Consider the following 23,629-nt stretch of genomic DNA (forward strand, 5'->3'; position numbering starts at 1 on the left):
TTACCGCCTCCGGGCGGTTTTTTTATGGGGTGAATATGAGTTTCACGCAGGATATTCAGCAGCTGGAACCCGGCCTGGGTATTTTACGATCTGGTGCTGGATGAGATTTACGGCATGGGCACCCGCATCGATGCTGCCATGATCGATAAGTGGGAGCTGTATGCGATTGCGCAGTACTGCGATCAGAAGGTGTCGAACGGGGCGGGTGGTACCGAGCCGCGCTTCACCTGCAACGTCTACATCCAGAGCCAGCAGGACGCCTACACTGTTCTCAGCGATCTGGCGGCGATATTCCGGGGGATCACCTTCTGGGGCAACGACCAGATTTACGTGCGCGCGGATGTGCCGCAGGATGAAGTGGATTTTACCTACCACGCATCAAACGTGATTGACGGGTTGTTTACCTACGGCGGCGGCAGCTACAAAAACCGCTACTCGTCTGCCCTGGTGTCCTGGTCTGATCCGCAGAACCATTACAGCGATACTGTTGAGAGTGTCTACGATTCCGACCTGGTGAAGCGGTACAAGGTCAACCAGATGTCGATGACGGCGATTGGCTGCACATCCCAGAGTGAAGCGCACCGCCGGGGCCGCTGGGCGCTGCTGTCTAATGCGCGCGACGGAACGGTGTCATTTGGCGTGGGGCTGGACGGTTATATTCCCCTGCCTGCGGAAATTATCGGTATCGCGGACCCGTTCCGCGCCGGCAGGCAGAACGGCGGACGCATCCGGGCGGTAAACGGGCGGAACGTTACGCTTGATCGTCCCGCTGATTACGCTGCTGGCGATCGCCTGGTGGTCAACCTGCCGGACGGCAAGGCGCAGACGCGGACAATCGCGTCCATCAGCGCGGATAAACAGACGGTGACGGTCACCACCCCCTTCAGGCTGCCGCCTGAATCCGGCGCAGTGTGGGCCATCGACAGCGACAACCTGGCTATCCAGTATTTTCGTGTGACATCCATCCGGGCGAACGACGACAGCAACGGTGGTTTTACGATCACCGCGGTTCAGCATGACCCGAATAAATACCGCTATATCGATGACGGTGTACGCATTACCCCGGCGCCGGTCACCGTCACGCCGGTAAGCGTTCTGCCGGCACCGAAAAACATCATCCTTACCGAAACCGACCATATCGAGCAGGGACTCACCGTCGCCACCATGAATGCGTCCTGGGACAGGGTAGATGGCGCGATCCGGTACCAGGCGCAGTGGCGCAAGGATAATGGCGACTGGATAAACGTTCCGGTGAGCAGCGCCCAGGGATTTGCGGTGCAGGGGATCTACACCGGGAGTTATGACGTGCGGGTGCGCGCGCTGAACGCCCAGGATTCAAGCTCGCCGTGGGGTTATGCTGACACCACCTATCTTACGGGCAAAAACGGCAGGCCTGGAACGCCGCAGGCACTGGCCGCCACGGACGATGTTGTCTGGGCTATCGACATCACCTGGGCTTTCCCGGATGGCTCTGGTGATACGGCATACACCGAAATTCAGCGCGCCACCACCGAAGACAAGGCTAACCCACAATTACTGGCGCTGGTGCCGTATCCGGCCACGCATTACCAGCATGGGCCGATGCGGGCGGGCGTCAGCCAGTGGTACCGCGCGCGCCTGGTGGATCGTATCGGCAACACCGGAGACTGGACAGAGTGGGCGGCAGGCCAGTCCAGCTCTAACGCCGGTGATTATCTCGACATGATCGGCGACACGCTTGAACAGACCGAGGGCTATAAAAACCTCGTTTCGGACATTGCCGATCTGGGTGAAGATATCCAGTCTGCGCGCGACGACATCACCGCAGTAACGACAGAGTCGGCGGCGACTAAAGCGGGCCTGGCGCAGGAGGTCACGGACCGTAAGAAAGCCATCACCGACGAGGCAACGGCGCGGGGGCAGGCGCTGCTGACCGAGAAGAACGAGCGCGTCGCGGATATCAGCAACGTCAACCAGACGATTCAGACCACCACCGACTCGCTGGCGCAGCAGATCGCGCAGATATCGGCGGGCACCGGCTCCCAGTTCGACCCGGCGAAAATCTGGTACTTCGATTCGACGGTAGAGGGCTGGACCGGGAACGGAACTCCCACAATCGTTGACGGGTGGATACGACCTGCGAACCATGCCACCGATCCGTGGGTGGCATCGCCGGGATCACTGGCTATCAACCCCTCGTCCTATCGCTTCGTTAAACTCCGCATCAGGAAAGTCGGTGCGCCCGGCTGGGCGGGGCAGCTGCGGTGGCGTGGTACGGGTGGATTCAACGACACTAACATGATCACCGTCGCCGAGCCTGCCTATGACGCCAACGGTATCGCAACGGTGGAGTTCGACAATATCCCGTGGCTGACCGAAACCACGATGAATCAGTTCAGACTGGACCTGTCCACCAGACAGGACGCGACGAACTATTACCTGATTGACTGGGTATCCAGCTGGGCATTGATGCCGCAGGCTCCTCTAACTTCCTCGTCAGCGCCGACACGTTTGCGGTTTATAACCCGACGACCACCGGGCAGGAACTGGTGTTTGCCGCCACCGGCGGGCAGCTGTTTTTGCGCTCGGTGTTCATCCAGGACGGGTCTATCGATAACGCCAAGATCGGTAACTTCATTCAGTCGGTCAATTATGTAGCAGGTTCTGCCGGGTGGCGGCTGGATAAGGGGGGCACGCTTGAAATGAACGGGAGCACTGGTGGCGGTCAGCTTAAAATCAATGCGGACAGGATTGTATTTTATGACGCCGCTAACAGGCCCCTGGTGGTAATGGGTAAACCGTTATGATGCAGATGTTTATTGAGGGCACCGGCTTTGATGCCACCAACTCTATGGGGTTCACCTATGTTATTGATCACCTCGTCGTAAATGGTAGTGGCTCAAAAGCATATTCAGCTCCCGGTTTTGATCTTGCCGTTACGGCCATGAATAACACCCTGGCTAACAATGAGCAAAATAACACGATCACCGCATCAGTCTCAGGCAGCACACTGACATGGAACACCACTGTGCCGCTGCGGCTGATGGTGACAGCAACAGCAAAAACAGGCGCTGATACGACATACACCGGGTTTGCTCTTTATCAGTACCCGTCTGGCGTGAAAACCGTAAAGCTCGCGCCTGACTTCACCCCTTTTGTGCTGGCGAACGTGATTGATATCGAGGCCGGTGCCAGAACTGTTGATACCGGTGTCCGTGTGGGAGCCGGTATCATGGTTTTCATGCGGAACCGCAATTACGAAGGAGGAGCTCTTAGCCGATCCTTCTTTAACCAAATAGAAAGTGGGGGCACATATCAGCTGCAGTTTGCTAATGCGGGACAGAATCAGTATCCGACCAGGGCGTATATATTTGCAAAAGTATTGCCCCCCATGCCTGCGGCAGGGTTCTACATGTACCGCGATGGGGTAATGGTGTGGCACAACAACTGCCTCCCCTTGGACGCAAAATTCATAACCCAGTCTTATATGGAGTCAGATCGACCGCTGGCAGTAACTACGGGAATTACCAGCTTTATGTATATTCCCCAGGACCCGGCACACCCGAACTATGGATTTTCGAATTACACCTGCGCCGGTGCCGGTATCGCCAGTAATGGCAGATGGAGAACGAACAGCACGGAGGTTTATCAGTCAACGCTGGGAAGCGTAAGCCTGACAATAAAACCCTGGGTCGCTGGGTTGAGGGTTATGTACATAGACTGTGACCCTTACGATAATTACTTCAGACAATCCCTCAAAAAGTAATCTTTGAATCGCCACGGATAATCTAGACACTTCCGAGCCGTTGATAATACTGGTTTTCATATTCTGTCGGTGACATCTGATCGCTGGAACCATGCCGACGCTTACTGTTATAAAACATTTCGATGTAATCAAAAATATCACTGCGGGCTTCTTCCCGCGTTCCGTAGCTCTTTTTCTTTATCCGTTCGCGTTTCAACAACTGGAAAAAGCTTTCTGCAACCGCATTATCATGGCAGTTACCGCGACGGCTCATGCTGCCCTCCAGGCCGTGTGATTTCAGGAACGACTGCCACTCATGGCTTGTGTACTGACTGCCCTGATCCGAATGAACCAGCACCTGTTTTTGGGGATTACGCCGCCATACAGCCATCAGCAGTGCGTTCAGGGCAATGTCCTTTGTCATCCGGGATTGCATGGACCAGCCGATAATTTTGCGTGAGAACAGATCAACAACCACGGCAAGATACAGCCAGCCTTCGCGGGTCCTGATGTAGGTTATGTCCGTTACCCAACGCTCATCCGGAGCATCCGGATTAAACTGTCGCTGGAGCCTGTTGGGCGACACGATACTGGCCTCGCCTTTACGTGCCCGCGGGCTCCGGTATCCGACCTGAGCCTTTATCCCGACACGTTTCATCAGTCGCCAGACTCTGTTCACTCCGCACTGTTGCCCGCTGTCCCGCAGATCCAGATGGATTTTGCGATAACCATAGACGCATCCCGATTCCAGCCAGAACTGTTTAATCTGTCCTGTCAGTCTCAGGTCTGCCTGATGGCGTTGTGAATGCGGCTGCTGAAGCCAGGCGTAAAAACCACTGGGATGAACATCCAGCACCCGACAGAGCAGGCGAACAGGCCAGCAACAGGAGTTGTCACGGATAAAGGCGTACCTCAGTCGGACAGCTTTGCGAAGTACGCCGCGGCTTTTTTTAATATGTCCCGTTCGTCGGTAACCCGCTTCAGCTCTTTCTGGAGACGGCGGATCTCGGCCTGAGCATCTGACTGTTCTTTATTAATGGAAGGATCCGGACCGTACTTCTTTATCCAGGCGTAAAGGCTGTGGGTGGTGATATCGAGACGTGTTGCAACGCTGGCAACAGAATAACCGCGATCAACAACCTGTTTGACTGCTTCAGTTTTAAACTCTTCGGGATAACGCTTACCGCTCATGGGCACCTCTCTTTAAGCCATCTTAAATGACTCGGAGGTGTCTGTTAAACCCGTGGCGATTCACTTCTCCCTCAAGCTCTCTGAACAACACAACCCAGCTCCGGCTGGGTTTTTCATTTTAAGGACAACACGAATGGCCACACTTGATGACGATTTAGCTAAAGCCGTCACGGAAGGTTTTCGCCAGGCGCAAATTGATATCGTAAACCAGGACCTGATTTTATCGGGTACCGGTGACGTCACCGTAACCCTGGCTGACGGTTCGAAAAAAACGGGTCCGAGCTGGTCGAAGCTGATCGCCGTTGCGAACGCGGCAGGCACCAGCGCCGCGGCAGCTGCAACGTCTGAGAAGAATGCCAAAACTTCAGAGACGAACGCGAACTCATCAAAGACCGCAGCTGCAACGTCTGAGAAGAACGCAAAAACATCTGAGACAAACGCCAAGACTTCAGAAAACAATGCGAAAACGTCAGAAACGAACGCAAAGACCTCAGAAACCAACGCAGCGGCCAGCGCAAGCAGCTCCGCAGCATCGCTGGCCGCCGCCCAGCAACTGACCTCTGTACCATATGAGGAGGCGCCGTTCCCTGATGTTTGGGCACCACTTAATGACGATCTGCGCCTGCTGGCGGGCTCTGCACCATATGACACGCTGACTATTTCGGGACAGGTGCTGGAGCTACCAACAAAGTCGGCAACTTTTACCCGGTCAACGACGGCGACGTATATTGATAAATCTGGTGTTCTCCAGACTGCCGCTATTAATGAACCACGCTTTGAACGAGAGGGTTTATTGATGGAGGGGGCTTCTGTTAATTATATTTTGAATAGTGAAGACCCGACAAAATGGAGCAGCAATGGCACGCTTGATAAAGCCCTGGTTGTGGACGGATCAACTCAGGCAAATACCTTCAGAGGAACAGTCAACGCTGCTACGAGCGCGAATCATCAGACGACGGCAAGCTCAAATATCACCGTAGCAATTGGTGACAAAGTTACTTTATCCGCCAGGGTGAAAGCCACTTCATACAGAATACGATTCAGGTTTACGCTTGATGGTGCGCAAATAGCTGATTCCTTCTTTGATGGCAATACTGGGGGGTACATGAGTGCCACCGCAGGGCTAACCTACGAGTCGTCACTCGGGGGTGACGGATATGTATATGTGAGCGTTACCTTTACAGCGGCAAGCGCAGGGGTTGTAACGGGGGGAATATGGCTTAATAGCGGCACCAACCTCCCAGTTGGTGCGGTGATTTACGTTCAAATGGCTCAGTGTGAAAAGAACCCCATTGCAACCAGCTATATTCCAACCGGTTCTGCAGCTACCACAAGAGCCGCTGATACATTCGATCTCCAGGCTTCCGGTAACGTCGGCTACAGGCTTTCCGGGGACTTAATCAACCGGGTGGTTGCATTTGAACTTTCAGTTAACAGATACGTACAACCGACAGTAGGTTATGCAGACATCGTCACATGCCCTGGCGCAAGGAACGATATCATCACTCGCTTAACCGCTTCGATGATGTATTCGTATCGTGGGTCCGGTGGTGCCGGAAATTCGGTAGCTTATCCATTTAGTCAAAAGATTTTTGCTTTATCACAGGATGTTACAGACACCATTACTGCATATTTTAACGGAAACAGTAACGCTAAAACGCAGGGTCCAACCGTGGCGACAGGAGGTGCAACATCACTGAGGATTCAAAGTAACCCCTACGTTGTTTATCACATCTGCAATTTCCGGATCTGGCATCGCCTGTTAACTCCCAATCAAATTAATGGACTCCGCTAATGAAAGACTTATATCTGCGCTTTACTGATGCTGGTGAAATGCGAAAGCAATTAATCGCGGTAGGGTTTGTGAATGATGAGGAGCAGGGCGGTTTATATCACTCCTTTGCCATCCTGGATGTTGTCGGCGTTATTACTGTTCCTGCCGAAGTTATCAATCCCGGTGAAGAAAACGAAATGATCAAGTACACCACCGAACCCGGCTATCACGCCAATTTGCGGGCCATGAATGACTCGCTCGATCTATCCGGGCTGAACGACTTTGTTGTTACCCCGAAAACACCGGCTCGCGTGTGGGCATAAGGAGCACAACATGGCAAACAGAAAAGATACTATCAGCCTGGCCGCTGCGGACATCGCCGGACTGAAATCAGCTGCGCAGCGTGATGTCGGGACGACGTCTGGTAATGTAATGGAGGTTGGCGCGTTTGGTCTGGGAACTACAGTTCTCCAGGCCATAAACCAGGAGCAGCGCCTGGGATTTGGCACCTACCTTTCTAAAATGAAGCTTGGCGGCATTGATGATAACGCATCGCTTTTGCTCGTCCCCTTTGATGCAAACACAGTTTATCAGGTTGTCATTCCCACCATTGTTGCAACCGCGCCGAGAATGTACTTGCGTATACTTTCTTCTGATGCTGGCACGAACGGGAAACTGTGCGAAGTTTACACCACCACGAACACTACCAAAGCGGCAGACGGCACGCTGAAAGGCGCATCGCCTATCGTGCAGATCTTCCATGATGGCACCGCGCAGACCAATGACGAATCAGAGGGGTGTGTCGTAACGCGCATGGGTATTGGTGAGTATCTGGTGAGCGGCTGTATGGGCCTGAACGCCGATGCTGAGTGGGGTGGTATAGATGGTGGCTTTGACATCCCGAAAGACCGCAACAGACAGCCGCTGGTATGGCTTGACTATGAAGTGAATGCTGACGGTTCTGTACTGGTGAAAACCTACCATCGCACTCACCCGGGGTCCCCGACCTTCGCCCGCAACGAACGAGAAGGGTTTAACGAGTGCGACCCGATCGACATTCCTGCCGATCAGTACGTCTCCATCCGTGTAGAGATGCCTGTGGACAGCATCTGGAATCAGCGCCAGCTGGAGGCCGCGGCTGCTATGGCTGAAACAGATCCAGAAGAGCAGGTGGATATTCAACATAGCGTTTAACGTCTGCTGTGATCGAGAAGCATACGTGGTTCAGAATACTCTAGCAGTGATGGTGTCAGTGCGAGCCAGCAAATTACTTTGTGTCTCTCGTGCCTCGTACTTGCAGCGGCAGAAAATGCCCAACGATTCGGCCTCGAACATTAAGGAGTATGCTATCCCTTCAGTTTCAATTAACTTCATGATGAAGTAAATATAATTGACGCAAAAGCGGCAATCCCAACATCTGCAATCAGGATTACCGCTAATGGCTCTTTCATGTTCACATATTAGCTAGTGAAAATGCGTTTCGCATTTTACGACAACACATTAACAACAATATATGTCTACTCAGACTTTCTTCCGCCGCCATGGCTATTTTGTCCGCCTTTCTTGCCAGCTTCAGAAGCTTTTTGCGGATCGTTTTTGAAATTACCACCGCTATGCTGGCCTCCTTTACGACCTGCTTCAGATGCTTTTTCTTTATCTTCCGCGAAATTACCAGAACCGCCGCGATGCTCAGTCATATATAGTTCCTCTTTAGATAAAAATGAAAGGGATACGTTAACAAGAGTGATTGTTCTCTGCCAACGTTTATAAATGTAGATCATCATCTTGGGATGGCAAATAAAAAAGTGGTAAAAAATACTAGGATTATTCTTATATAAAAAATAACTGTAGAGATAAAGATAATTAGGGTTATCTGTTCTGGGTGAGGCACGATTTGTAATGCAAGTATTACCGCCTCGATAACAAAACACAACATAGATAATTCACAGGTGCTGAATGAATATCTGGTTTGTTCATGCCGGAGGCAAAGTTATAGAACCATTTTGCCCTTTAAAGATTGGCGACCGTCTTTTTTTATTGTTACGAAGCGGCGGAGCCTTGCCGAAGCCTTTGGAATGGCTTCAAAAAGAGAAAGCATATCTTCGACGTATATAATATGTGTGGTTCAAATTTTTATATATTTTATTACGTCTGCTACGTTATTCGTTTGGGTGGCATGTTTAAGCGTGGCGCTGTTAGATGTATTACCTCTTATTTAATTTGGCAATGTAATCTGGCCATCATCTGAGAGATGGTGCTCTCTTCGTTATGTCCGCTTATGGTTGTGAGTTCAACCGATGAATGCAATACTTTGGTTAAAACGCACAATCCGAAACCAGCCGGCAGTGCTGCTGCTCCTCAGCGGTGTAAGGACGCAGTTCGCTAAGCTCAGAGGAAAGGCCTTAATCGCGGATGATGGCGAAGCGTCGAACGGAACGCGGCGGAATATGTCGAGGTATGGGCAGGGTGACGTACTTCATCAACAGCGTCGATGGTGATGGTGATAAGTGCACGGTGCAAGAAGCGGTGCGTAGTTAGGGGGATCAGATGATCCTCCCTAATGAGTTTTAATGTCCGCTATGAGCGAGAAACGGACATTTAATTTTCGAGTAGTGGAAATCGAAGCCAGTACCTGCCGGAGCCATAGTATCGAAACCACGAACAATAAAAAGCCTGGAAATATCCAGGCTGCGCAAAACTCATTTATAGAATGCTGCGGTAAGGATTACTCAACGGTCACAACTATTTTGCCGACCTGTCCATTGGACTCCATATAGCGCTGGGCGTCTGCAATCTCTTCGAACGGGAACGTCTTATCGATGACCGGCTTCAGTTTGCCGACTCGCAAGCCTTCTGTGATAAAGGATTTTGCGCGCGCCATTTTTTCAGAGTCCGTCGTGATTTCAAACAGCTCATATCCACGCAGGGTGAGATGCTTACCGAGAATATCAAATACAGGCACAAGCATGTCACGGCTATCGAGCGCGCCGTACTGGAAAAACATACCCTGTGGTGCCATCACCTGCGTCAGTTTTGCCACGTCCGGCCCACCGACGGGATCAAAAACAATATGGGCACCTGCGCCATCTGTTGCACGACTGATTTCAGCAACCATATCCTGCTCCGCAGTAGCAATGACGGCGGCTGCGCCAGCTTTAAGGAGCATTTCGCTTTTTTCAGAGGTCCGTGTGAGTGCAATTGGGTTTGCACCCAGCATGTTAGCAATCTGTATGGCAGCCAGACCCACGCTGCTTGATGCTGCGCGGATCACGACATTCTGACCAGCCTGAAGGTTGCCATACTCAACCAGCGCACCATAAGCGGTGACATACATCATCCAGCTTGCGGCGGCTTCCTCGAATGAAAGGTTTTCAGGATGCTTTACGACAGCATGAACCGGTGCGTTGACCACTTCACCATACATGCCGTATTCATTAAACATAAATGAAGGGATCACGCTTACCCGATCTCCAGTGGTAAACTCATCTACATTCTCACCTACTGCCTGTACAACGCCGGCCGCTTCATAACCAAGACGTGCCGGAAATTCCGGCTCAATAACATATTGGCCGTTGCGGTACATGATTTCTGCACGGTTGATACCTATCGCATGTACGCGGATCTGCACTTCACCCGCTGTCGGTGCAGGCACCTTCACATCAACAACTTCCAGCACTTCCGGGCCACCGGTGCGGTTAAAGGTAATAACTTTAGACATATTCAACTCTCTCCAGTTAAAGGCACACCTTCAGAATAATGCCGAAGGGATGCCCGAATCATTTGTGAACAATCTACGTTGTTACGAACACACCAGAAATAGCTGAGAGGGAACTTCAGTATTAATTATCCATTAACAATCCGCCTGCTTCAGCGGATCTGCGTGGCCAGAATATCACTGAACCAGTCGATAAAGACGCTCACTTTTGGAGAAAGGTAGCGTCTGTCGGGATACATCACTGACACGGGCTTTGACACCGATGGGTATTGCGGCAGAATCTCTTCAAGAGCGCCGGAAGCAATATGGGGAGCAACGGCATCGTAAGTAGCCTGGATAATGCCCAGACCAGCCAGAGCACAAGAAAGCAGAATATCGGAATTATCAACCAGCAGGCTGCCCGCAGGGCGTAGCGAAACAATGCTCCCATCTTCGATAAACTTCCATTCCATGACGTCACGACTGTGGTCGCTAAAAAAGTTAATTGCCCGATGTTTATCCAGATCCGCAAGTGTTTCTGGCCGCTCCTGCTGCTGCAGGTAAGACGGGGCTGCACAGGTAACCATCCGGATGTCACCAAGACGTCTGGATATAAAACTAGAATCTTGAAGCGCACCCAGGCGGACAAGGCAATCTACGCCTTCCGTAATCAAATCAGTTTTTTTATCGGAAGAAACCAGCACAACTTCAATACCTGGATACAGTGCCTGAAAATGCCTGAGATTAGGGATCAATATGGAATGCGCCAGCGCCAGGGGCACATCAAGTCTCAGGCGTCCTCGCGGTGGAAGTGTCGGTGAAAAACTGGCCATCATGTCATTAACTTCGGCCAGAACATGCCTGGCATGATGATAGAACTCATCCCCTTCAGCAGTAACGCTCAGCTTTCGGGTTGTGCGATAAATGAGTTTTACACCCAGATCATGCTCTATCTGCTGTATCGCTTTGCTCACAGTGGGGCGATGAATCTGAAGTACATCAGCAGCTTTCGTGAAGCTACCCTGCTCAACAACCTGTATGAAAATATTTAGGTATTCAATCATGTTGGCATGCACGTGCTCACCTGTTTTGTAGGCTGTTCAAAACCGACATTGTAAAGTAAACCATCCCAACGACATTATTTCTTTTCGTTCAGATAAGGGCTTCCTGACTGTCACAATGTCCACTTCTGGCACTTAACAGACAAATAGTTTTGATCGGTTAAGGCACTTTTCGGCTTGAAAAGTGGTTATCAAAACTCTAAGCAATTACGGCAAAAACAAAGGCTTATAAAGCAGGTCAAGCAAGCCATAAAATCTGATTTTGTGTTATCATTCTTATATAAAGTAATGGCTTACAATGATTGCGTGTAACTACTGCTGCGCCATATGGAATGGTTCGAAGCCGCAGACCTGATCGTTAAAGGTATGGAAGGCGCGATTAACGCCAAAACCGTAACCTACGATTTCGAACGTCTGATGGAAGGCGCTAAGCTGCTGAAATGTTCAGAGTTTGGTGACGCGATCATCGCGAACATGTAATCTGAATCTCGGGTTATATGAAAACGGGAGCCGATGGGCTCCCGTTTTTTTTATTCATAGCCCTCAAACGGTTATCAACATCAAGATAGCTTCAGGGATGATGGGTTAGTAAATATTTTAAACAGGGTCATCTAATGCGTACCGCAAATATCCGTGCAATGATCGGAGGAACTCTTTTACTGATGTCAATCTTAGTCCCGGCGTCCGCCGCTCAGCCACTGGCTGGGGCTTCAGAACAACCAAACTCGCAGCGCATCTCTGTACAGACCGAAGGCACAGGAACGGATGTCATATTGATTCCGGGGCTGGCGTCGTCTCGCGACGTTTGGGCCGATTTAGCCTCAGGTTTACGTACGAGCCACCGCATTCATCTTGTCGAACTTGCGGGATTTGCGGGTACACCTGCTATTTCCAACCCGGAGGGGAAGGTCATCGCTCCGGCAGTTGATGCCATCGCGGAATATATCAACACCCAGCACATCAAAGCCCCTGTGATCATTGGCCACTCTCTTGGGGGGGAGATCGCCTTGATGCTGGGGGCCCGTTATCCCGACCTGGTCGGTCGCTTGATGATCGTCGATGCGTTGCCATTCTATACGTTGACGATTAACCCTGCGGCGACCAGCGAAACGGCGGTCCCGCATGCAACCGCCATGCGGGACTGGCTACTGTCCCAGTCTGCGGAGCAATTCGTAGCGTTTCAGAATACCTCCATCGCCCGTTTGGCGAAGACCGAGGCGGTGAGACCTGCACTGGCGGCGGCGGGGATCAATTCTGATCGCAAAACCGTTGCGGATGCAGTGTATGAACTGATGGTTACTGATTTACGTCCCGAGCTTGGCCGCATTCGGGCGCCTATTGAGATCGTGTATGCGTATGACCCTTTATTCGGGATACCTGCAGCCAGCGTGGAGACGATGTACCGTCAAGCCTATGCCGCTGCATCCGAAATCCATTTCACGCGTATCGATGACAGTTTTCATTTTGTCATGCTCGATCAGCCAGAACGGTTCTCCAGCGCGGTTGCGTCATTCTTAAATCAATAAAAGATGACAAATGAAAAATACGTTCTAAGATTTTCAAGAAACAAACCTGAGAACATGGAGTTTCTTATGACAATTGCGTTGCTGGCAGCCTTATCCGCGCTTCTGATTGTGTCGGGGCTTATCTACGTTTTGCGGCAGTTAATGAATGCCTGGTGTGAACCGGAACGCCACTAGGCTACCCACTCTATTCCTCTTCACTTGCGTACACGATCTGCCCTACACCGCGGTGGGTTCCGTCTCTGGAACCCATCCTGCGTTTAGTGACGCTAATATCCAGCAGGAGGGACCATGATTGACGACACATGGCTTCATCGCCTCACTACAGGCGACATCTCTGCACCAACGCCTGCCACTCTTGCAGACCTTGCCGCCGAACTGCTCTCCCTTCGCCAGGAGAACGCCCGGCTGAAACAACAGCTCGCCACAGAAGTGAAGCTCCCTTATACCAGCGCCAGCCCGGTGTGCGATATCGAAGCCGGATACGCCGCAGGCGTCACAGACTGCAAGGAGGCGATACGTCGCGCGGGATTCTTGATCGAAGGGGATGATTAAGGCGAAGAACCCGGCGGGGTGCCGGGCCTGCTCACATTAAAACCAGTTAAATTTGTCAGAAAGAATCAACAACAACGAACTGGCACAAACAAGGTTAATACAGATCACGAATCGACTGGTTACGTTCATGTTATCAACACCATTCTGGCTATGAATGAATTGTGCTGATAAGCGTAATAGCAAATAGCGGAACGATCAAATCACGTGGGCAGGGCAAAAAAAAAGCCCACGTAACGTGGGCAAGAAATACTGGAAGCAATGTGAGCAATGTCGTACTGAATACCTGAGTGATTTGCTCAACTATTCAGTATTGAGAAAGATAATATTTCTCATTAACGATTACAACCCCAATGTTTGTGCGGAACGTCGGTTTATCGTTTTTTTCTTAAATTTCTCACGTGATGGTAATCACAAACTTGCAATTCTGAATCCTGTGCTAAGCTTTGTGTGTATTTGATTTGACGACAAAAACCATACAGAGAGGAAAGCAGCTATGGGAATCATATCCTGGATTATCTTTGGGCTTATCGCGGGTATTCTGGCTAAGTGGATCATGCCGGGCAAAGATGGCGGTGGATTCATCGTTACGGTCATACTGGGGATCATCGGTGCCGTCGTTGGGGGCTGGATCAGTACCCTTTTCGGTTTCGGCAGAGTCGATGGCTTCAACTTCGGTAGCTTCATGGTAGCGGTGGTTGGCGCACTGGTAGTGCTGTTTATCTACCGTAAAGTGAGAAGCTAAACCGACGCTTCAGACAAAAAGACCGCCATTATCGGCGGTCTTTTTGCATCTCTTACCACCAGCCCAGTTGGCTACCGGCAACGGCCGCGATGGCGACAATCAGCATAATAATGGTCGTTTTTCTCACTTATCCCCCGGGCGCAGCGTAACCGCCGACAAAAAACCACGTTAAAAAGATGACCGCCGTGATAAAAATCACGATCGGGAACAGAATACCAAGCCGCATGCTACCACCTGTCAGTAAATGCAAAACCCGTCGAGTTTACGGGGTTAATCGATATTGAGAAAGGGCGTTTTAAGTTTGCCTTTCTTATCGCTGTACATGGCAGCATCGGCTGCCCGCAGCGCGCTGTCGGCATCAAGTTCAGCAGGATCCACCTCAATTACCCCGAGGCTGGCACCCGGATAGACAAGGTGCACATCCCCCAGCCAGTATTCACCAGCAATTTGCGCGCTCAGCTGCGTTTTCACCAGGCTTAATGAGGTTTGCTCGCCGCTCTCGCGATCCTGACAGAGACAGGCGACCAGGAATTCGTCCCCACCGAGCCGGCCCACGATCTCATCGTCGCCGCGCCCGTCGTTCAGGCGCTTGCCCACCTCAACCAAAAACTGATCGCCCGCCTCATGACCAAAGCGATCGTTAATCAGCTTAAAATCATCCAGATCGATGTAGGCGATAATGGCGTTACGGTTCAGATGGCGCGCCAGCGAGAAGAGGGTGGTGAGATTTTCAAAGATGGCGCGGCGGTTTGGCAGACCGGTCAGGGCATCGGTATAGGAGTAAGCGATCAGGGCGGCATTGGCTTCGCGCAACTGCCTGACCAGCGACTCTTTCTCGATGTTCTGGGCGATAAGCCCGGCGAAGAGTTTCAGGACGTGCTCGCCGCGTTCGCTCAGGGGATGTTTGCTGGAGCTGGCGGCGCACAGGGTGCCGTACAGGGAACCATCCGTCAGATGAATCGGTATGCTCATGTAGGTGGTGATGCCCAGCGATTTTGCCGCATCACAGTCACCCCAGTGTTCGGCCACGTTATTGCTGAAGAAGCAGTCAGAATCGATTGCCCGCTTGCACAGGGTCTCGCCCCAGGGAACGCTCAGCCCTTCCGGGATCTGCATCTGTTTGCTGTTTCGGGCGTACAGAATATGCTGCAGGCGGGCATTAATATCGATTTTGGTGAGATAGGTCGACTCCATGTCGGTGACCACTTCTAGCATTTCGAGCAGCTGACGCACCAGGCTCTCAAGTGATTGCTCAGTGCTAAGCGTTTCTGAAACACGGGCAAGAATAATATCCGACATGACGCTGCTCAACTCCCCTACAGAAGACCTCTGTACCTGTCTGTTTTGCTGAAAGATTCGACTGCGGGTAGTAGAACATGAATTGACGACATTTCATATATTCTGGCGTGGAACAGTAAATTCTGACGGATAAAAAAATCCCCGGCACGCGCCGGGGAAAATAGATCTTGATTACGGAATGATGTTCTCTGGTCAAGTGAGAACAGCGCCACTCTAGCAAGGAAACTTGTCACCATGATGAAGAAATCATGGAGAACAGATCACCCCTTCACCCTGGTGACAGGGCTCGTTGGCTGAGATACACTTTGCACTAAGATTATTCCTAAGTATTCAGCAGCCAAATTCGAGGAAATATGTTTCAGTTAAACCCGGGCAACCTGGCGATGATTATCGGTGCCCGCACGCCAGCAGGGCGTCGCAATATCGGAAAATCCGTTGAGTTATTCAGCCTCTGCCAGCCGGGGCAGCGTTTTCTGAACCCCGTCAACGGGATCGTGACAGAACTGCCGCCGGGTGCAGAACGTGCCCTGTGGCTGGTGACCGGCGACGTGTTTTCGTTTGATAATCAGCTGGGGTTTGCGTTTGTGCGCCCGGAACATCTGATGCCGATCACCCCTGAACAGGCGCCGGAAACGCTCGACGCCCTGATGTTGGATTGATTTAAAGCTGACGCAGCCAGTCGGCTAACACCAGAGCGTGATTCTGCTGCCGGTCTTTCGCCCCATACAGCAGCGTCACGGTCTGCTTGTCCGCCAGGCGGGCAATCCGCAGCCCCTCCTCCTGATGCCGCGCCAGCTCCTGACGATAGGCCTGGCTGAAACTGGCAAAGTCGATTGTCTCGCTGTGAAACGCCTTACGCAGGTCATTGGATGGGGTCAGCGTTTTACACCACTCATCGCACAGTAGCGCCTCCTTTTTCATCCCCCGCGGCCAGAGCCGGTCCACCAGGATCCGATAGCCATCCTCTTTACTGGCCTCATCATACAGACGTTTGCACTGAATCATTTTTTTGCTCCTTCTCCCTGCCACGCTATAGCGCTTCAACGCTATCACAATCTGCCCACGTATTTTAAGGTATTGTGATATCAACGAAAGATCGGTAGTCTGAGGTTCCTTATGTTATCTGATATTTGTCTGGCATAAGGATCACTCTATGGAACTCTCCGCGGTAAAAAATACCCTCCGAATTGCACTGGTTGGCGACTACAATCCTGACGTTCTGGCTCACCAGGCGATCCCGTTGGCCATTGACGATGCCGCAGCGGTGCTGGACATCACGGCCGACTACGACTGGCTGGCGACCACCGAATTAACCAGCCCGGAAGATCTGGTCGGCTACGACGCTATCTGGCTGGTTCCGGCCAGCCCGTACAAAAATGTTGACGCCGCGTTTATTGCCGCACGCTACGCCCGTGAAAACAGCGTCCCGTTTCTTGGCACCTGCGGCGGCTTCCAGCATGCATTGATTGAATATGCCCGCAACGTCCTGGGCTGGCAGGATGCGGCCCACGCCGAGACGGATACCGAAGGCCGGATGGTGATTGCCCCGCTGACCTGCTCGCTTGTTGAGCAAAGCGACACCATTGAACTGCGCGCCAATACCCTGATTGCCAAAGCCTATGGCCAGGAAGAGATCGAAGAGGGTTATCACTGCAATTACGGTGTTTCGCCTGAGTTCGCGCAGGAGCTGGAGAAGGGTGATATGCGCGTCACCGGCTGGGACGCGCAGGGTGAGATCCGTGCCGTAGAGCTGGTGACGCACCCGTTCTTTATCGCCACGCTGTTCCAGCATGAGCGCGCCGCGCTGGCAGGCCGACCGGCCCCGCTGGTGCACGCTCTGCTTCGCGCAGCACAGAATTACTGAAGGCTGACTTAGCCGGACGTGATCTCCCGGTCACGCCCGGCCAGCATCCCGCAGAGGGCCATCACCAGTGAAACCAGCGCACAGGCAAGCAGCGGGATCCGCCAGTCGCCGTTGGCATCGTGGATTTTCCCCATCAGCGGGGGGCCACAGGCAGCCAACAGATAGCCCACCGATTGCGCCATCCCGGAAAGGGCCGCGGCCTGATGCGCCGAGCTGGCGCGCAGGCCAATAAAGGTCAGGCCGAGGATCATGGTGGCCCCGGAACCGAAGCCAAAAATCAGCGTCCACATCACCGCCAGATCCGGCATAAACCACAGCCCCGCGGCACTCACCGCACACATCATTGCCGACAGTCCGGCCACGCCACGTTGATCCTTCAGCCGAAGCAGGATCAGCGGCACCACAATCCCCGGTGCGGCGGTTGCCAGCTGTAACAGCCCGTGCAGGGACCCGGCTTCGGTTTCGCTGTAGCCGTGGCTCTGCAGGATCGCCGGCAGCCAGCCAATAATTACATAGTAGATAAGCGAGTTGATCCCGAGGAACAGCGTCACCTGCCAGGCCAGCGTTGAGCGCCAGATGCCCCGGCTATGCAGCGCCCGCGCACCGCTCAGCGACCCGACAGGGCGCTGGCGCCACTGCGGCAGCCACAGGAGCAGCGCCAGCAGGGGAAACACCATCAGCATCAACAGCGCACCGTGCCAGCCTGCACCGCTCAGGGCGACGGGCACCACCAGTGCTGAACCGAGCGCCGCCGCGGCCCCCATCGTCAGGGAGTACGCCCCGGTCAGTTTCGCCACCTGACCGGGGAAATCACGTTTAATCAGCCCCGGTAGCAGCACGTTGCCGAGCGCAATACCGCAGCCAATCACCGCCGTGCCGCCAAACAGCAGCATTGCGGAGGGCAGGGAGCGCAGGGCGATCCCGGCGACGATCAGCAACAGGGCGATAAACAGGCTGCGCTCCATGCCGATGCGGCGGGCGAGACCAGCCGCCAGGGGCGAGATCAGCGCAAAGGCCAGCAGGGGGAGCGTAGTGAGCAGTCCGGTCTGGGCGGTAGTCAGGCCATAATCGGCGCGGATAGCGTCCAGCAGCGGCGCAGCGCCGGTAAAGGTCACCCGCAGCGAGGTGGCAATCAGCAGGATCCCGGCAATCAGCAGCGCCCGCTGCTTGCCGGTAGTCGGAAGGGCTATGGTCATTGTTATCTCTTACGTCGAAATGAGGCTACAGGATACGCATTTTCAGGACGGTTGAAATCAAGCTAAAATGACAGATTATCGCTAATATCGGACAAGATTATGATCGGTCTGGGCCTTGAAGGGTACGATCCCGACAGTCAGCATGACGCCGCGGTGGCGTTTCACGTGCGCGTGGTGGCGGACGAGCAGCGTATTCCCCGACATCAGCACCGCAAAGGGCAGCTGATCCTGGCCCTGCATGGGGCGATCACCTGTGAGGTGGAGAACGCCATGTGGATGGTGCCGCCGCAGTTTGCGGTCTGGATCCCCGGCCAGCTGCCGCACAGCAACAGAGCCACCCCCAGCGCCCGGCTCTGCTTTTTGTTTATCGAGCCCGGCGCCGTAACGCTCCCGGACCGCTGCTGCACGCTAAAAATTTCGCCGCTGGTGCGGGAGTTGATCCTGACCCTGGCGGCGCGCAGCCCTGAAAAGCAGGAGCCCGCCACCCAGCGGCTGGTGGAGGTGCTGTTTGATGAACTGCCCCGCCAGCCCGAAGAGCAACTTCAACTCCCGGTCTCTCCGCACCCTAAAATCCGCCTGATGAGTGAGACCATGGCTGCCTCTCCGGCACAATGGCAGACGTTGCATCAGTGGGCGCGCCATTTCGCGATGAGTGAGCGCAACCTTGCCCGGCTGGTGGTGAGTGAAACCGGGCTCAGCTTTCGCCGCTGGCGGCATCAGCTCCAGCTGATTGTGGCCCTGCAGGGATTGATCCGCGGCCAGTCGGTGCAGCAAGTGGCCCAGGATCTGGGCTATGACTCCACCACTGCGTTTATCACCATGTTCAAAAAAGGACTGGGTCAGACCCCGGCGCGGTATATCGCCAGTCTGGCTACGACTTCCCGATAAACAGCGACACCAGCCCGGCGGCAATCAGCGGGCCGACCGGCACGCCACGGAACAGCGCCACCCCCAGCACCGTGCCTACCAGCAGTCCGGCTACCAGCGTCGGCTGGGAACTCATCAGCGTGACGCCGCGCCCGCCCAGCCACGACACAAACACCCCCACGGCGATGGCAATCAATGATTTCCAGTTCATAAAGGCGTGGATCAGCGTCGAGGCGGGCAGGGTGCCGCTGGCGATCGGCGCCATCACGCCGATGGTGAGGATGATAATCCCGACGGTCAGTCCTTGCTTTTCAATCCACGGGAAAAAGGTGTTGAGCGGCGTAACCCGCACGATGATCAGTACCAGAATGGAAATGGCGACGGTGGTGTTATGGCTGACAAAGCCCAGCGCAGCGAGCCCCAGAAGTATGAGCAGAGTCGGGTCAATCATATTGTTATCCTTGCAAAAAAGTTAGCCTGCTTACTTTACGCGGTTACCGGCGGGTAAAAAGGCTTATCCCGCAAAAAAACTATAATCGGGTGCGGTACTGCCAGGGTGCTATTCACTGGCTGTATGATTTTTCAACCCCTTTCTGCACTTCTTATTCTCTTCAGTAAACGTTGTTCCACATGGCACACCCCGGCAGAATTTCGGCCTGACTCATGTGCCTGCTCGTTACGGTAATTCTCTGAACAAAGGGATTCGTTCTTTGTAGCGGTACACACCGACACTTTTAGCCAGGTACCGTAATGAATAAAGTAAGATTTTCACCCCATCCGCTGGCGTGGTCGTTGCTGGTCGCGCTCTCCTGCACTGCCTCTGGCGCCGAGCAAAACGCCGCGCCGCAGCTTAATGATGGCGATGTGATCACCGTGACCGCCCCGGTTCTCTCGCCGCTGGAGATCGTAACCTCGCCAAAAACGCCGCGTCAGCCGGTACCGGCCAGCGATGGTTCCGATTACCTGAAAACCATTCCCGGCTTCAGCCAGATCCGTAACGGCGGCAGCAACGGCGACCCGGTGTTTCGCGGCATGTTCGGCTCCCGTCTGCGTCTGCTGACCAACGACAGCGAGATGCTCGGGGCGTGTCCGTCCCGAATGGATGCCCCGAGCTCGTACATCTCGCCAGAAAGCTACGATCTGCTGACCGTGACCAAAGGACCGGAAACCGTGCTCTGGGGGCCAGGCAACTCCGCCGGGACGGTGCGCTTCGACCGGGAACCGCTGCGCTTTGACAGCGCGGGCGTCAAGGGCGATGCCAGCTTCCTCGCTGCCTCCAGCGATCGCTTCGATGAGAACGCCGACGTCAGCTTTGGTAATGACCAGGGCTATGTCCGCCTGAACGGCAATAAATCGAAATCCGGCGATTACAAAGATGGCAATGGCGATCGCGTGGCCTCGAAGTGGGACAAGTGGAACACCGATCTTGCCATCGGCTGGACGCCGGATGCCGACACGCTGCTGGAGCTGACCGCCGGGCAGGGCAATGGGGACGCAAGCTACGCCGGGCGCGGGATGGATGGCTCCCAGTTCAAACGCGAAAGCCTGGGCCTGCGCTTTAAGAAAGATCATATCGGCGAAATCTTCGACTCGCTGGACATGAGCATCTACTACAACTACGCCAACCACATCATGGATAACTACTCCATGCGCTCTGCGGGCACCATGGGGGGTGGTATGTCCATGGGCTCGATGGACATGTCGATGCCGATGGAGAAACAGGTCGATCGCCGTACCGTTGGCGGCAGAATGATGGGCACCTGGCTGTGGTCTGATTTCCAGCTGCAAAGCGGGGTGGACATGCAGACCAACACCCACCGCAGCAATGAAGATGACGAGAACCAGGGCTGGCAGGAAGATGCCCGTTTCCACGATTACGGCGCCTTTGGCGAACTGACGTGGAATGCCACCGAACTGAGCAAAGTTATCGGCGGCGCGCGTCTGGATAAGGTCGAGGTGGACAACTATACCGGCGTCGGCAGCGACAGCCGGGAAGATACCCTCCCGGCGGGCTTCCTGCGCGTGGAGCATAACCTGGGCACGATGCCGGCCATGGTTTACGCCGGGCTGGGCTATACCGAACGATTCCCGGACTACTGGGAACTGTTCTCCCCGACCTACGGGCCTGATGGTACCGCGGACGTGTTTGATAATCTGAAGCCGGAGAAAACCACCCAGCTCGACATTGGCGCCCAGTACAAAGGCGAGCACACCACCGGGTGGATCTCCGCCTACGTCGGGCGCATCAACGACTTCATCCTGTTTAGCTACGATCCGAACTACAGCCACGTCAGCCAGGCCGACAACGTGGACGCTACCATCATGGGCGGCGAGATGGGGGCCTCGTATCAGCTGAGCGACCAGTGGAAAACCGACGCCACCCTTAACTACTCCTGGGGTCAGAACACCGACGATCATCAGCCGCTGCCGCAAATGCCGCCGCTGGAGGCGCGTCTTGGCCTGACGTGGGAGCAGGGCGACTGGAGTTCAACCGGCCTGCTGCGCATGGTCAGCCCGCAACACCGGGTGGCGATGAACGAAGGTAACGTGGTCGGGAAAGATTTCGATCAGAGCGCCGGGTTCGCGATCCTCTCCGCCAACGCGGCATATAAAGTGAATAAGTTCCTGAAGCTGAGCAGCGGTGTCGATAACCTGCTGGACAAGAGCTACAGCGAACATCTTAACCTGGCGGGGAACAGCAGCTTTGGTTATTCATCCGATACGCCGGTGAATGAGCCTGGCCGCACCGTCTGGGCGAAAATGAATGTGACATTCTGAGGCGATCGTAACACCGCCGGTCAGTGACCGGCGGTGGAGTTAACTGTTGCTGGTGGCTGATTGCTTGTGGAACAGCTCCCGGAAGACCGGATAGATGTCGTCCTGATCGCGAATATGCTGCATCGCGAAGTTATCAAACATGGATTGCAGATGTTCATATTCACGCCACAGCGTCTGGTGGGCGCGGCGGGTGATCTCGATATAGCTGTAGTAACGCACGACCGGAAGCAGTTTTTTCGCCAGAATTTCATGGCACAGCGGCGAATCATCCGCCCAGTTATCGCCATCCGAGGCCTGCGCCGCATAGATGTTCCACTGCGCCGGATCGTAACGCTCCTTCACCACCTCATCCATCAGCTTCAGGGCGCTGGAAACAATGGTGCCGCCCGTCTCCTGCGAGTAGAAGAACTCATGCTCATCCACCTCTTTCGCCTGGGTGTGATGGCGGATATAGACCACATCCACGTTCTTATAGGTTCGGCTCAGGAACAGATAGAGCAGAATATAAAAGCGCTTGGCCATATCTTTGGTGGCCTGATCCATCGAGCCGGAAACGTCCATCAGGCAGAACATCACCGCCTGGCTTGAGGGTTCCGCACGTTTTTCGTAGTTCTTGTAACGCAGGTCAAAAGTGTCGATAAAGGGCACGCGCTCAATTTTGGCGCGCAGTTCGGCGATCTCTTTGCGCAGACGCTCCTCTTCCAGCAGCTGCGCGGGCTCGCTGTTTGCCACGGTCTCCAGGCTGGCTTCCAGCTCGCGAAGTTCACGCTTTTTCCCCGCCGTCATCGCCGTGCGGCGCGCCAGCGAGTTCTGCAAGGAACGCACCACGCTGATGTTGGCCGGTACGCCGTTGGCGGTAAAACCGGCCCGGTGCGTTTTATACTCATTCAACTGACGATGCTGATTTTTCTTCAGATTCGGCAGGGCCAAATCTTCAAACAGCAGATCCAGATACTCATCCTTGGAGATCTGAAACACAAACTCGTCCTGACCTTCCCCGTCCGGGCTGGCCTGGCCCTGACCACTCCCGCCACCGCCGCCGCCCCCGCCTTGCGGACGTTCGATACGGTCGTTCTGGATGAAGTGGTCGTTACCTGGATGAACGCGATGGCGCAAACCGCCGCGTCCCTGATGGAACATCGGTTCGCTAATGTCGTCCGTCGGAATGGAAACGGACTCCCCACTGTCTACGTCGGTGACCGAACGCTTGTTAATGGCCTCGGAGATCGACTGTTTGATTTGCGCTTTATAACGACGCAAGAAGCGCTGGCGATTCACCGTGCTCTTGTTTTTGCCGTTAAGACGCCGGTCAATAAACCAGGTCATATGCCCCCCGTACTGCATTTGCCAACTTTCAGTGC

Annotated in this window: 21 protein-coding genes and 2 pseudogenes; 13 read left to right on the plus strand and 10 right to left on the minus strand. The window is 54.0% G+C overall.

Annotated features, from left to right (window positions below; translation table 11 throughout):
- Positions 1-66 precede the first annotated feature (66 nt).
- Together G7090_RS23920 and G7090_RS09160 are read left to right on the plus strand one after the other, a co-directional pair.
- Positions 67-2,786: pseudogene (locus G7090_RS23920) on the plus strand (host specificity protein J); the annotation flags it as partial.
- Positions 2,783-3,745: a hypothetical protein gene (locus tag G7090_RS09160; protein WP_166182189.1), complete on the plus strand. Its 963-nt coding sequence runs from the start codon at positions 2,783-2,785 to the stop codon at positions 3,743-3,745. The pseudogene G7090_RS23920 and the gene G7090_RS09160, both read left to right, overlap by 4 nt.
- Positions 3,746-3,767: 22 nt before the next feature.
- Here the strand turns inward: G7090_RS09160 and G7090_RS09165 are convergent.
- Positions 3,768-4,915, minus strand: a protein-coding gene (locus tag G7090_RS09165; RefSeq protein ID WP_166182117.1) for an IS3 family transposase whose coding sequence is annotated in 2 segments (ribosomal slippage) — positions 3,768-4,678 and positions 4,678-4,915 — 1,149 coding nt in all. Because the reading frame shifts where the segments join, the coding sequence is not laid out codon by codon here.
- Positions 4,916-5,048: 133 nt separating this feature from the next.
- Between G7090_RS09165 and G7090_RS09170 the strand changes: the two genes are divergently transcribed.
- The 3 genes from G7090_RS09170 to G7090_RS09180 are packed head-to-tail and all read left to right on the plus strand — an operon-like array spanning position 5,049 to position 7,883.
- Complete coding sequence (locus tag G7090_RS09170) at positions 5,049-6,710, plus strand: hypothetical protein (protein WP_166182190.1); 1,662 nt, start codon at positions 5,049-5,051, stop codon at positions 6,708-6,710.
- Positions 6,710-7,012: a hypothetical protein gene (locus G7090_RS09175; protein ID WP_166182191.1), complete on the plus strand. Its 303-nt coding sequence runs from the start codon at positions 6,710-6,712 to the stop codon at positions 7,010-7,012. The genes G7090_RS09170 and G7090_RS09175 overlap by 1 nt, the downstream gene beginning before the upstream one ends.
- Positions 7,013-7,022: 10 nt before the next feature.
- Positions 7,023-7,883 carry a hypothetical protein gene (locus G7090_RS09180; RefSeq protein WP_242685362.1) on the plus strand — a complete coding sequence of 287 codons (861 nt, stop codon included), beginning with the start codon at positions 7,023-7,025 and terminating at the stop codon, positions 7,881-7,883.
- A 323-nt stretch (positions 7,884-8,206) separates the two neighbouring features.
- Here the strand turns inward: G7090_RS09180 and G7090_RS09185 are convergent, their stop codons facing one another.
- The 3 genes from G7090_RS09185 to G7090_RS09195 form a co-directional block, all read right to left on the minus strand.
- Positions 8,207-8,386 (minus strand): general stress protein, encoded by a 180-nt coding sequence (locus G7090_RS09185; RefSeq protein ID WP_046654899.1) that lies wholly within the window; start codon positions 8,384-8,386, stop codon positions 8,207-8,209.
- Between the two features lie 1,028 nt (positions 8,387-9,414).
- Complete coding sequence (locus G7090_RS09190; protein ID WP_166182192.1) at positions 9,415-10,407, minus strand: zinc-dependent alcohol dehydrogenase family protein; 993 nt, start codon at positions 10,405-10,407, stop codon at positions 9,415-9,417.
- 149 nt (positions 10,408-10,556) lie between these two features.
- On the minus strand, positions 10,557-11,447 hold the full coding sequence (locus G7090_RS09195) for a LysR family transcriptional regulator (RefSeq protein ID WP_166185181.1): 891 nt from the start codon (positions 11,445-11,447) through the stop codon (positions 10,557-10,559).
- A gap of 309 nt (positions 11,448-11,756) precedes the next feature.
- On the opposite strand from G7090_RS09195, the pseudogene G7090_RS09200 reads away from it, so the two are divergent.
- The 4 genes and pseudogenes from G7090_RS09200 to G7090_RS09215 form a co-directional block, all read left to right on the plus strand.
- Positions 11,757-11,924: pseudogene (locus G7090_RS09200) on the plus strand (NADP-dependent isocitrate dehydrogenase); the annotation flags it as partial.
- A 134-nt stretch (positions 11,925-12,058) separates the two neighbouring features.
- Positions 12,059-12,970, plus strand: a complete 912-nt coding sequence (locus G7090_RS09205) for an alpha/beta fold hydrolase (RefSeq protein ID WP_166182193.1) — start codon at positions 12,059-12,061, stop codon at positions 12,968-12,970.
- A 288-nt stretch (positions 12,971-13,258) separates the two neighbouring features.
- On the plus strand, positions 13,259-13,522 hold the full coding sequence (locus G7090_RS09210) for a hypothetical protein (protein ID WP_106993573.1): 264 nt from the start codon (positions 13,259-13,261) through the stop codon (positions 13,520-13,522).
- 493 nt (positions 13,523-14,015) lie between these two features.
- Positions 14,016-14,264: a GlsB/YeaQ/YmgE family stress response membrane protein gene (locus G7090_RS09215; RefSeq protein ID WP_106993575.1), complete on the plus strand. Its 249-nt coding sequence runs from the start codon at positions 14,016-14,018 to the stop codon at positions 14,262-14,264.
- Between the two features lie 127 nt (positions 14,265-14,391).
- Here the strand turns inward: G7090_RS09215 and G7090_RS09220 are convergent, their stop codons facing one another.
- Positions 14,392-14,490, minus strand: a complete 99-nt coding sequence (locus tag G7090_RS09220) for a YoaK family small membrane protein (protein ID WP_032617670.1) — start codon at positions 14,488-14,490, stop codon at positions 14,392-14,394.
- Positions 14,491-14,534: 44 nt separating this feature from the next.
- Positions 14,535-15,563: a sensor domain-containing diguanylate cyclase gene (locus tag G7090_RS09225; RefSeq protein ID WP_166182194.1), complete on the minus strand. Its 1,029-nt coding sequence runs from the start codon at positions 15,561-15,563 to the stop codon at positions 14,535-14,537.
- A gap of 353 nt (positions 15,564-15,916) precedes the next feature.
- Between G7090_RS09225 and G7090_RS09230 the strand changes: the two genes are divergently transcribed.
- Positions 15,917-16,222 (plus strand): hypothetical protein, encoded by a 306-nt coding sequence (locus G7090_RS09230; protein WP_166182195.1) that lies wholly within the window; start codon positions 15,917-15,919, stop codon positions 16,220-16,222.
- Position 16,223: 1 nt separating this feature from the next.
- Here G7090_RS09230 and G7090_RS09235 read toward each other — a convergent pair whose 3' ends face one another.
- The gene (locus G7090_RS09235; protein ID WP_166182196.1) at positions 16,224-16,568 is read right to left on the minus strand and encodes a DUF488 domain-containing protein; all 345 of its coding nucleotides are present in this window, start codon (positions 16,566-16,568) and stop codon (positions 16,224-16,226) included.
- Positions 16,569-16,716: 148 nt separating this feature from the next.
- Here G7090_RS09235 and G7090_RS09240 point away from each other — a divergent pair, with 148 nt between their 5' ends.
- Positions 16,717-17,427: a CTP synthase gene (locus tag G7090_RS09240; protein ID WP_106993579.1), complete on the plus strand. Its 711-nt coding sequence runs from the start codon at positions 16,717-16,719 to the stop codon at positions 17,425-17,427.
- Between the two features lie 8 nt (positions 17,428-17,435).
- Here the strand turns inward: G7090_RS09240 and G7090_RS09245 are convergent, their stop codons facing one another.
- Positions 17,436-18,623, minus strand: a complete 1,188-nt coding sequence (locus G7090_RS09245) for a CynX/NimT family MFS transporter (protein WP_166182197.1) — start codon at positions 18,621-18,623, stop codon at positions 17,436-17,438.
- A 99-nt stretch (positions 18,624-18,722) separates the two neighbouring features.
- Between G7090_RS09245 and G7090_RS09250 the strand changes: the two genes are divergently transcribed.
- A complete protein-coding gene (locus G7090_RS09250; protein WP_166182198.1) occupies positions 18,723-19,511 on the plus strand; it encodes a helix-turn-helix transcriptional regulator in 789 nt (262 codons plus the stop codon).
- Here the strand turns inward: G7090_RS09250 and G7090_RS09255 are convergent.
- Positions 19,495-19,941, minus strand: a complete 447-nt coding sequence (locus G7090_RS09255) for a DUF441 domain-containing protein (RefSeq protein ID WP_106993582.1) — start codon at positions 19,939-19,941, stop codon at positions 19,495-19,497. The two genes, G7090_RS09250 and G7090_RS09255, sit on opposite strands and share 17 nt — an antisense overlap.
- Before the next feature lie 299 nt (positions 19,942-20,240).
- Here G7090_RS09255 and G7090_RS09260 point away from each other — a divergent pair, with 299 nt between their 5' ends.
- Positions 20,241-22,268 carry a TonB-dependent copper receptor gene (locus tag G7090_RS09260; RefSeq protein WP_166182199.1) on the plus strand — a complete coding sequence of 676 codons (2,028 nt, stop codon included), beginning with the start codon at positions 20,241-20,243 and terminating at the stop codon, positions 22,266-22,268.
- A gap of 39 nt (positions 22,269-22,307) precedes the next feature.
- On the opposite strand, the gene G7090_RS09265 is transcribed toward G7090_RS09260, so the two are convergent.
- Positions 22,308-23,594, minus strand: a complete 1,287-nt coding sequence (locus G7090_RS09265) for a YeaH/YhbH family protein (protein WP_106993877.1) — start codon at positions 23,592-23,594, stop codon at positions 22,308-22,310.
- Positions 23,595-23,629: the final 35 nt, after the last annotated feature.

It is taken from the genome of Leclercia sp. 29361 (genome assembly GCF_011290365.1).
In the GTDB taxonomy this organism is placed as follows: Bacteria; Pseudomonadota; Gammaproteobacteria; order Enterobacterales; family Enterobacteriaceae; genus Enterobacter; species Enterobacter tamurae.

Bases quoted from the DNA above. Each gene is read 5' to 3' on its own strand.
- G7090_RS09190 (WP_166182192.1), bottom strand. From the start codon at position 10,407: ATGTCTAAAGTTATTACCTTTAACCGCACCGGTGGCCCGGAAGTGCTG.
- G7090_RS09215 (WP_106993575.1), top strand. From the start codon at position 14,016: ATGGGAATCATATCCTGGATTATCTTTGGGCTTATCGCGGGTATTCTG.
- G7090_RS09185 (WP_046654899.1), bottom strand. From the start codon at position 8,386: ATGACTGAGCATCGCGGCGGTTCTGGTAATTTCGCGGAAGATAAAGAA.
- G7090_RS09260 (WP_166182199.1), top strand. From the start codon at position 20,241: ATGAATAAAGTAAGATTTTCACCCCATCCGCTGGCGTGGTCGTTGCTG.
- G7090_RS09245 (WP_166182197.1), bottom strand. From the start codon at position 18,623: ATGACCATAGCCCTTCCGACTACCGGCAAGCAGCGGGCGCTGCTGATT.
- G7090_RS09250 (WP_166182198.1), top strand. From the start codon at position 18,723: ATGATCGGTCTGGGCCTTGAAGGGTACGATCCCGACAGTCAGCATGAC.
- G7090_RS09225 (WP_166182194.1), bottom strand. From the start codon at position 15,563: ATGTCGGATATTATTCTTGCCCGTGTTTCAGAAACGCTTAGCACTGAG.
- G7090_RS09170 (WP_166182190.1), top strand. From the start codon at position 5,049: ATGGCCACACTTGATGACGATTTAGCTAAAGCCGTCACGGAAGGTTTT.
- G7090_RS09205 (WP_166182193.1), top strand. From the start codon at position 12,059: ATGCGTACCGCAAATATCCGTGCAATGATCGGAGGAACTCTTTTACTG.
- G7090_RS09255 (WP_106993582.1), bottom strand. From the start codon at position 19,941: ATGATTGACCCGACTCTGCTCATACTTCTGGGGCTCGCTGCGCTGGGC.
- G7090_RS09180 (WP_242685362.1), top strand. From the start codon at position 7,023: ATGGCAAACAGAAAAGATACTATCAGCCTGGCCGCTGCGGACATCGCC.
- G7090_RS09175 (WP_166182191.1), top strand. From the start codon at position 6,710: ATGAAAGACTTATATCTGCGCTTTACTGATGCTGGTGAAATGCGAAAG.
- G7090_RS09240 (WP_106993579.1), top strand. From the start codon at position 16,717: ATGGAACTCTCCGCGGTAAAAAATACCCTCCGAATTGCACTGGTTGGC.
- G7090_RS09195 (WP_166185181.1), bottom strand. From the start codon at position 11,447: ATGATTGAATACCTAAATATTTTCATACAGGTTGTTGAGCAGGGTAGC.
- G7090_RS09220 (WP_032617670.1), bottom strand. From the start codon at position 14,490: ATGCGGCTTGGTATTCTGTTCCCGATCGTGATTTTTATCACGGCGGTC.
- G7090_RS09235 (WP_166182196.1), bottom strand. From the start codon at position 16,568: ATGATTCAGTGCAAACGTCTGTATGATGAGGCCAGTAAAGAGGATGGC.
- G7090_RS09210 (WP_106993573.1), top strand. From the start codon at position 13,259: ATGATTGACGACACATGGCTTCATCGCCTCACTACAGGCGACATCTCT.
- G7090_RS09160 (WP_166182189.1), top strand. From the start codon at position 2,783: ATGATGCAGATGTTTATTGAGGGCACCGGCTTTGATGCCACCAACTCT.
- G7090_RS09265 (WP_106993877.1), bottom strand. From the start codon at position 23,594: ATGACCTGGTTTATTGACCGGCGTCTTAACGGCAAAAACAAGAGCACG.
- G7090_RS09230 (WP_166182195.1), top strand. From the start codon at position 15,917: ATGTTTCAGTTAAACCCGGGCAACCTGGCGATGATTATCGGTGCCCGC.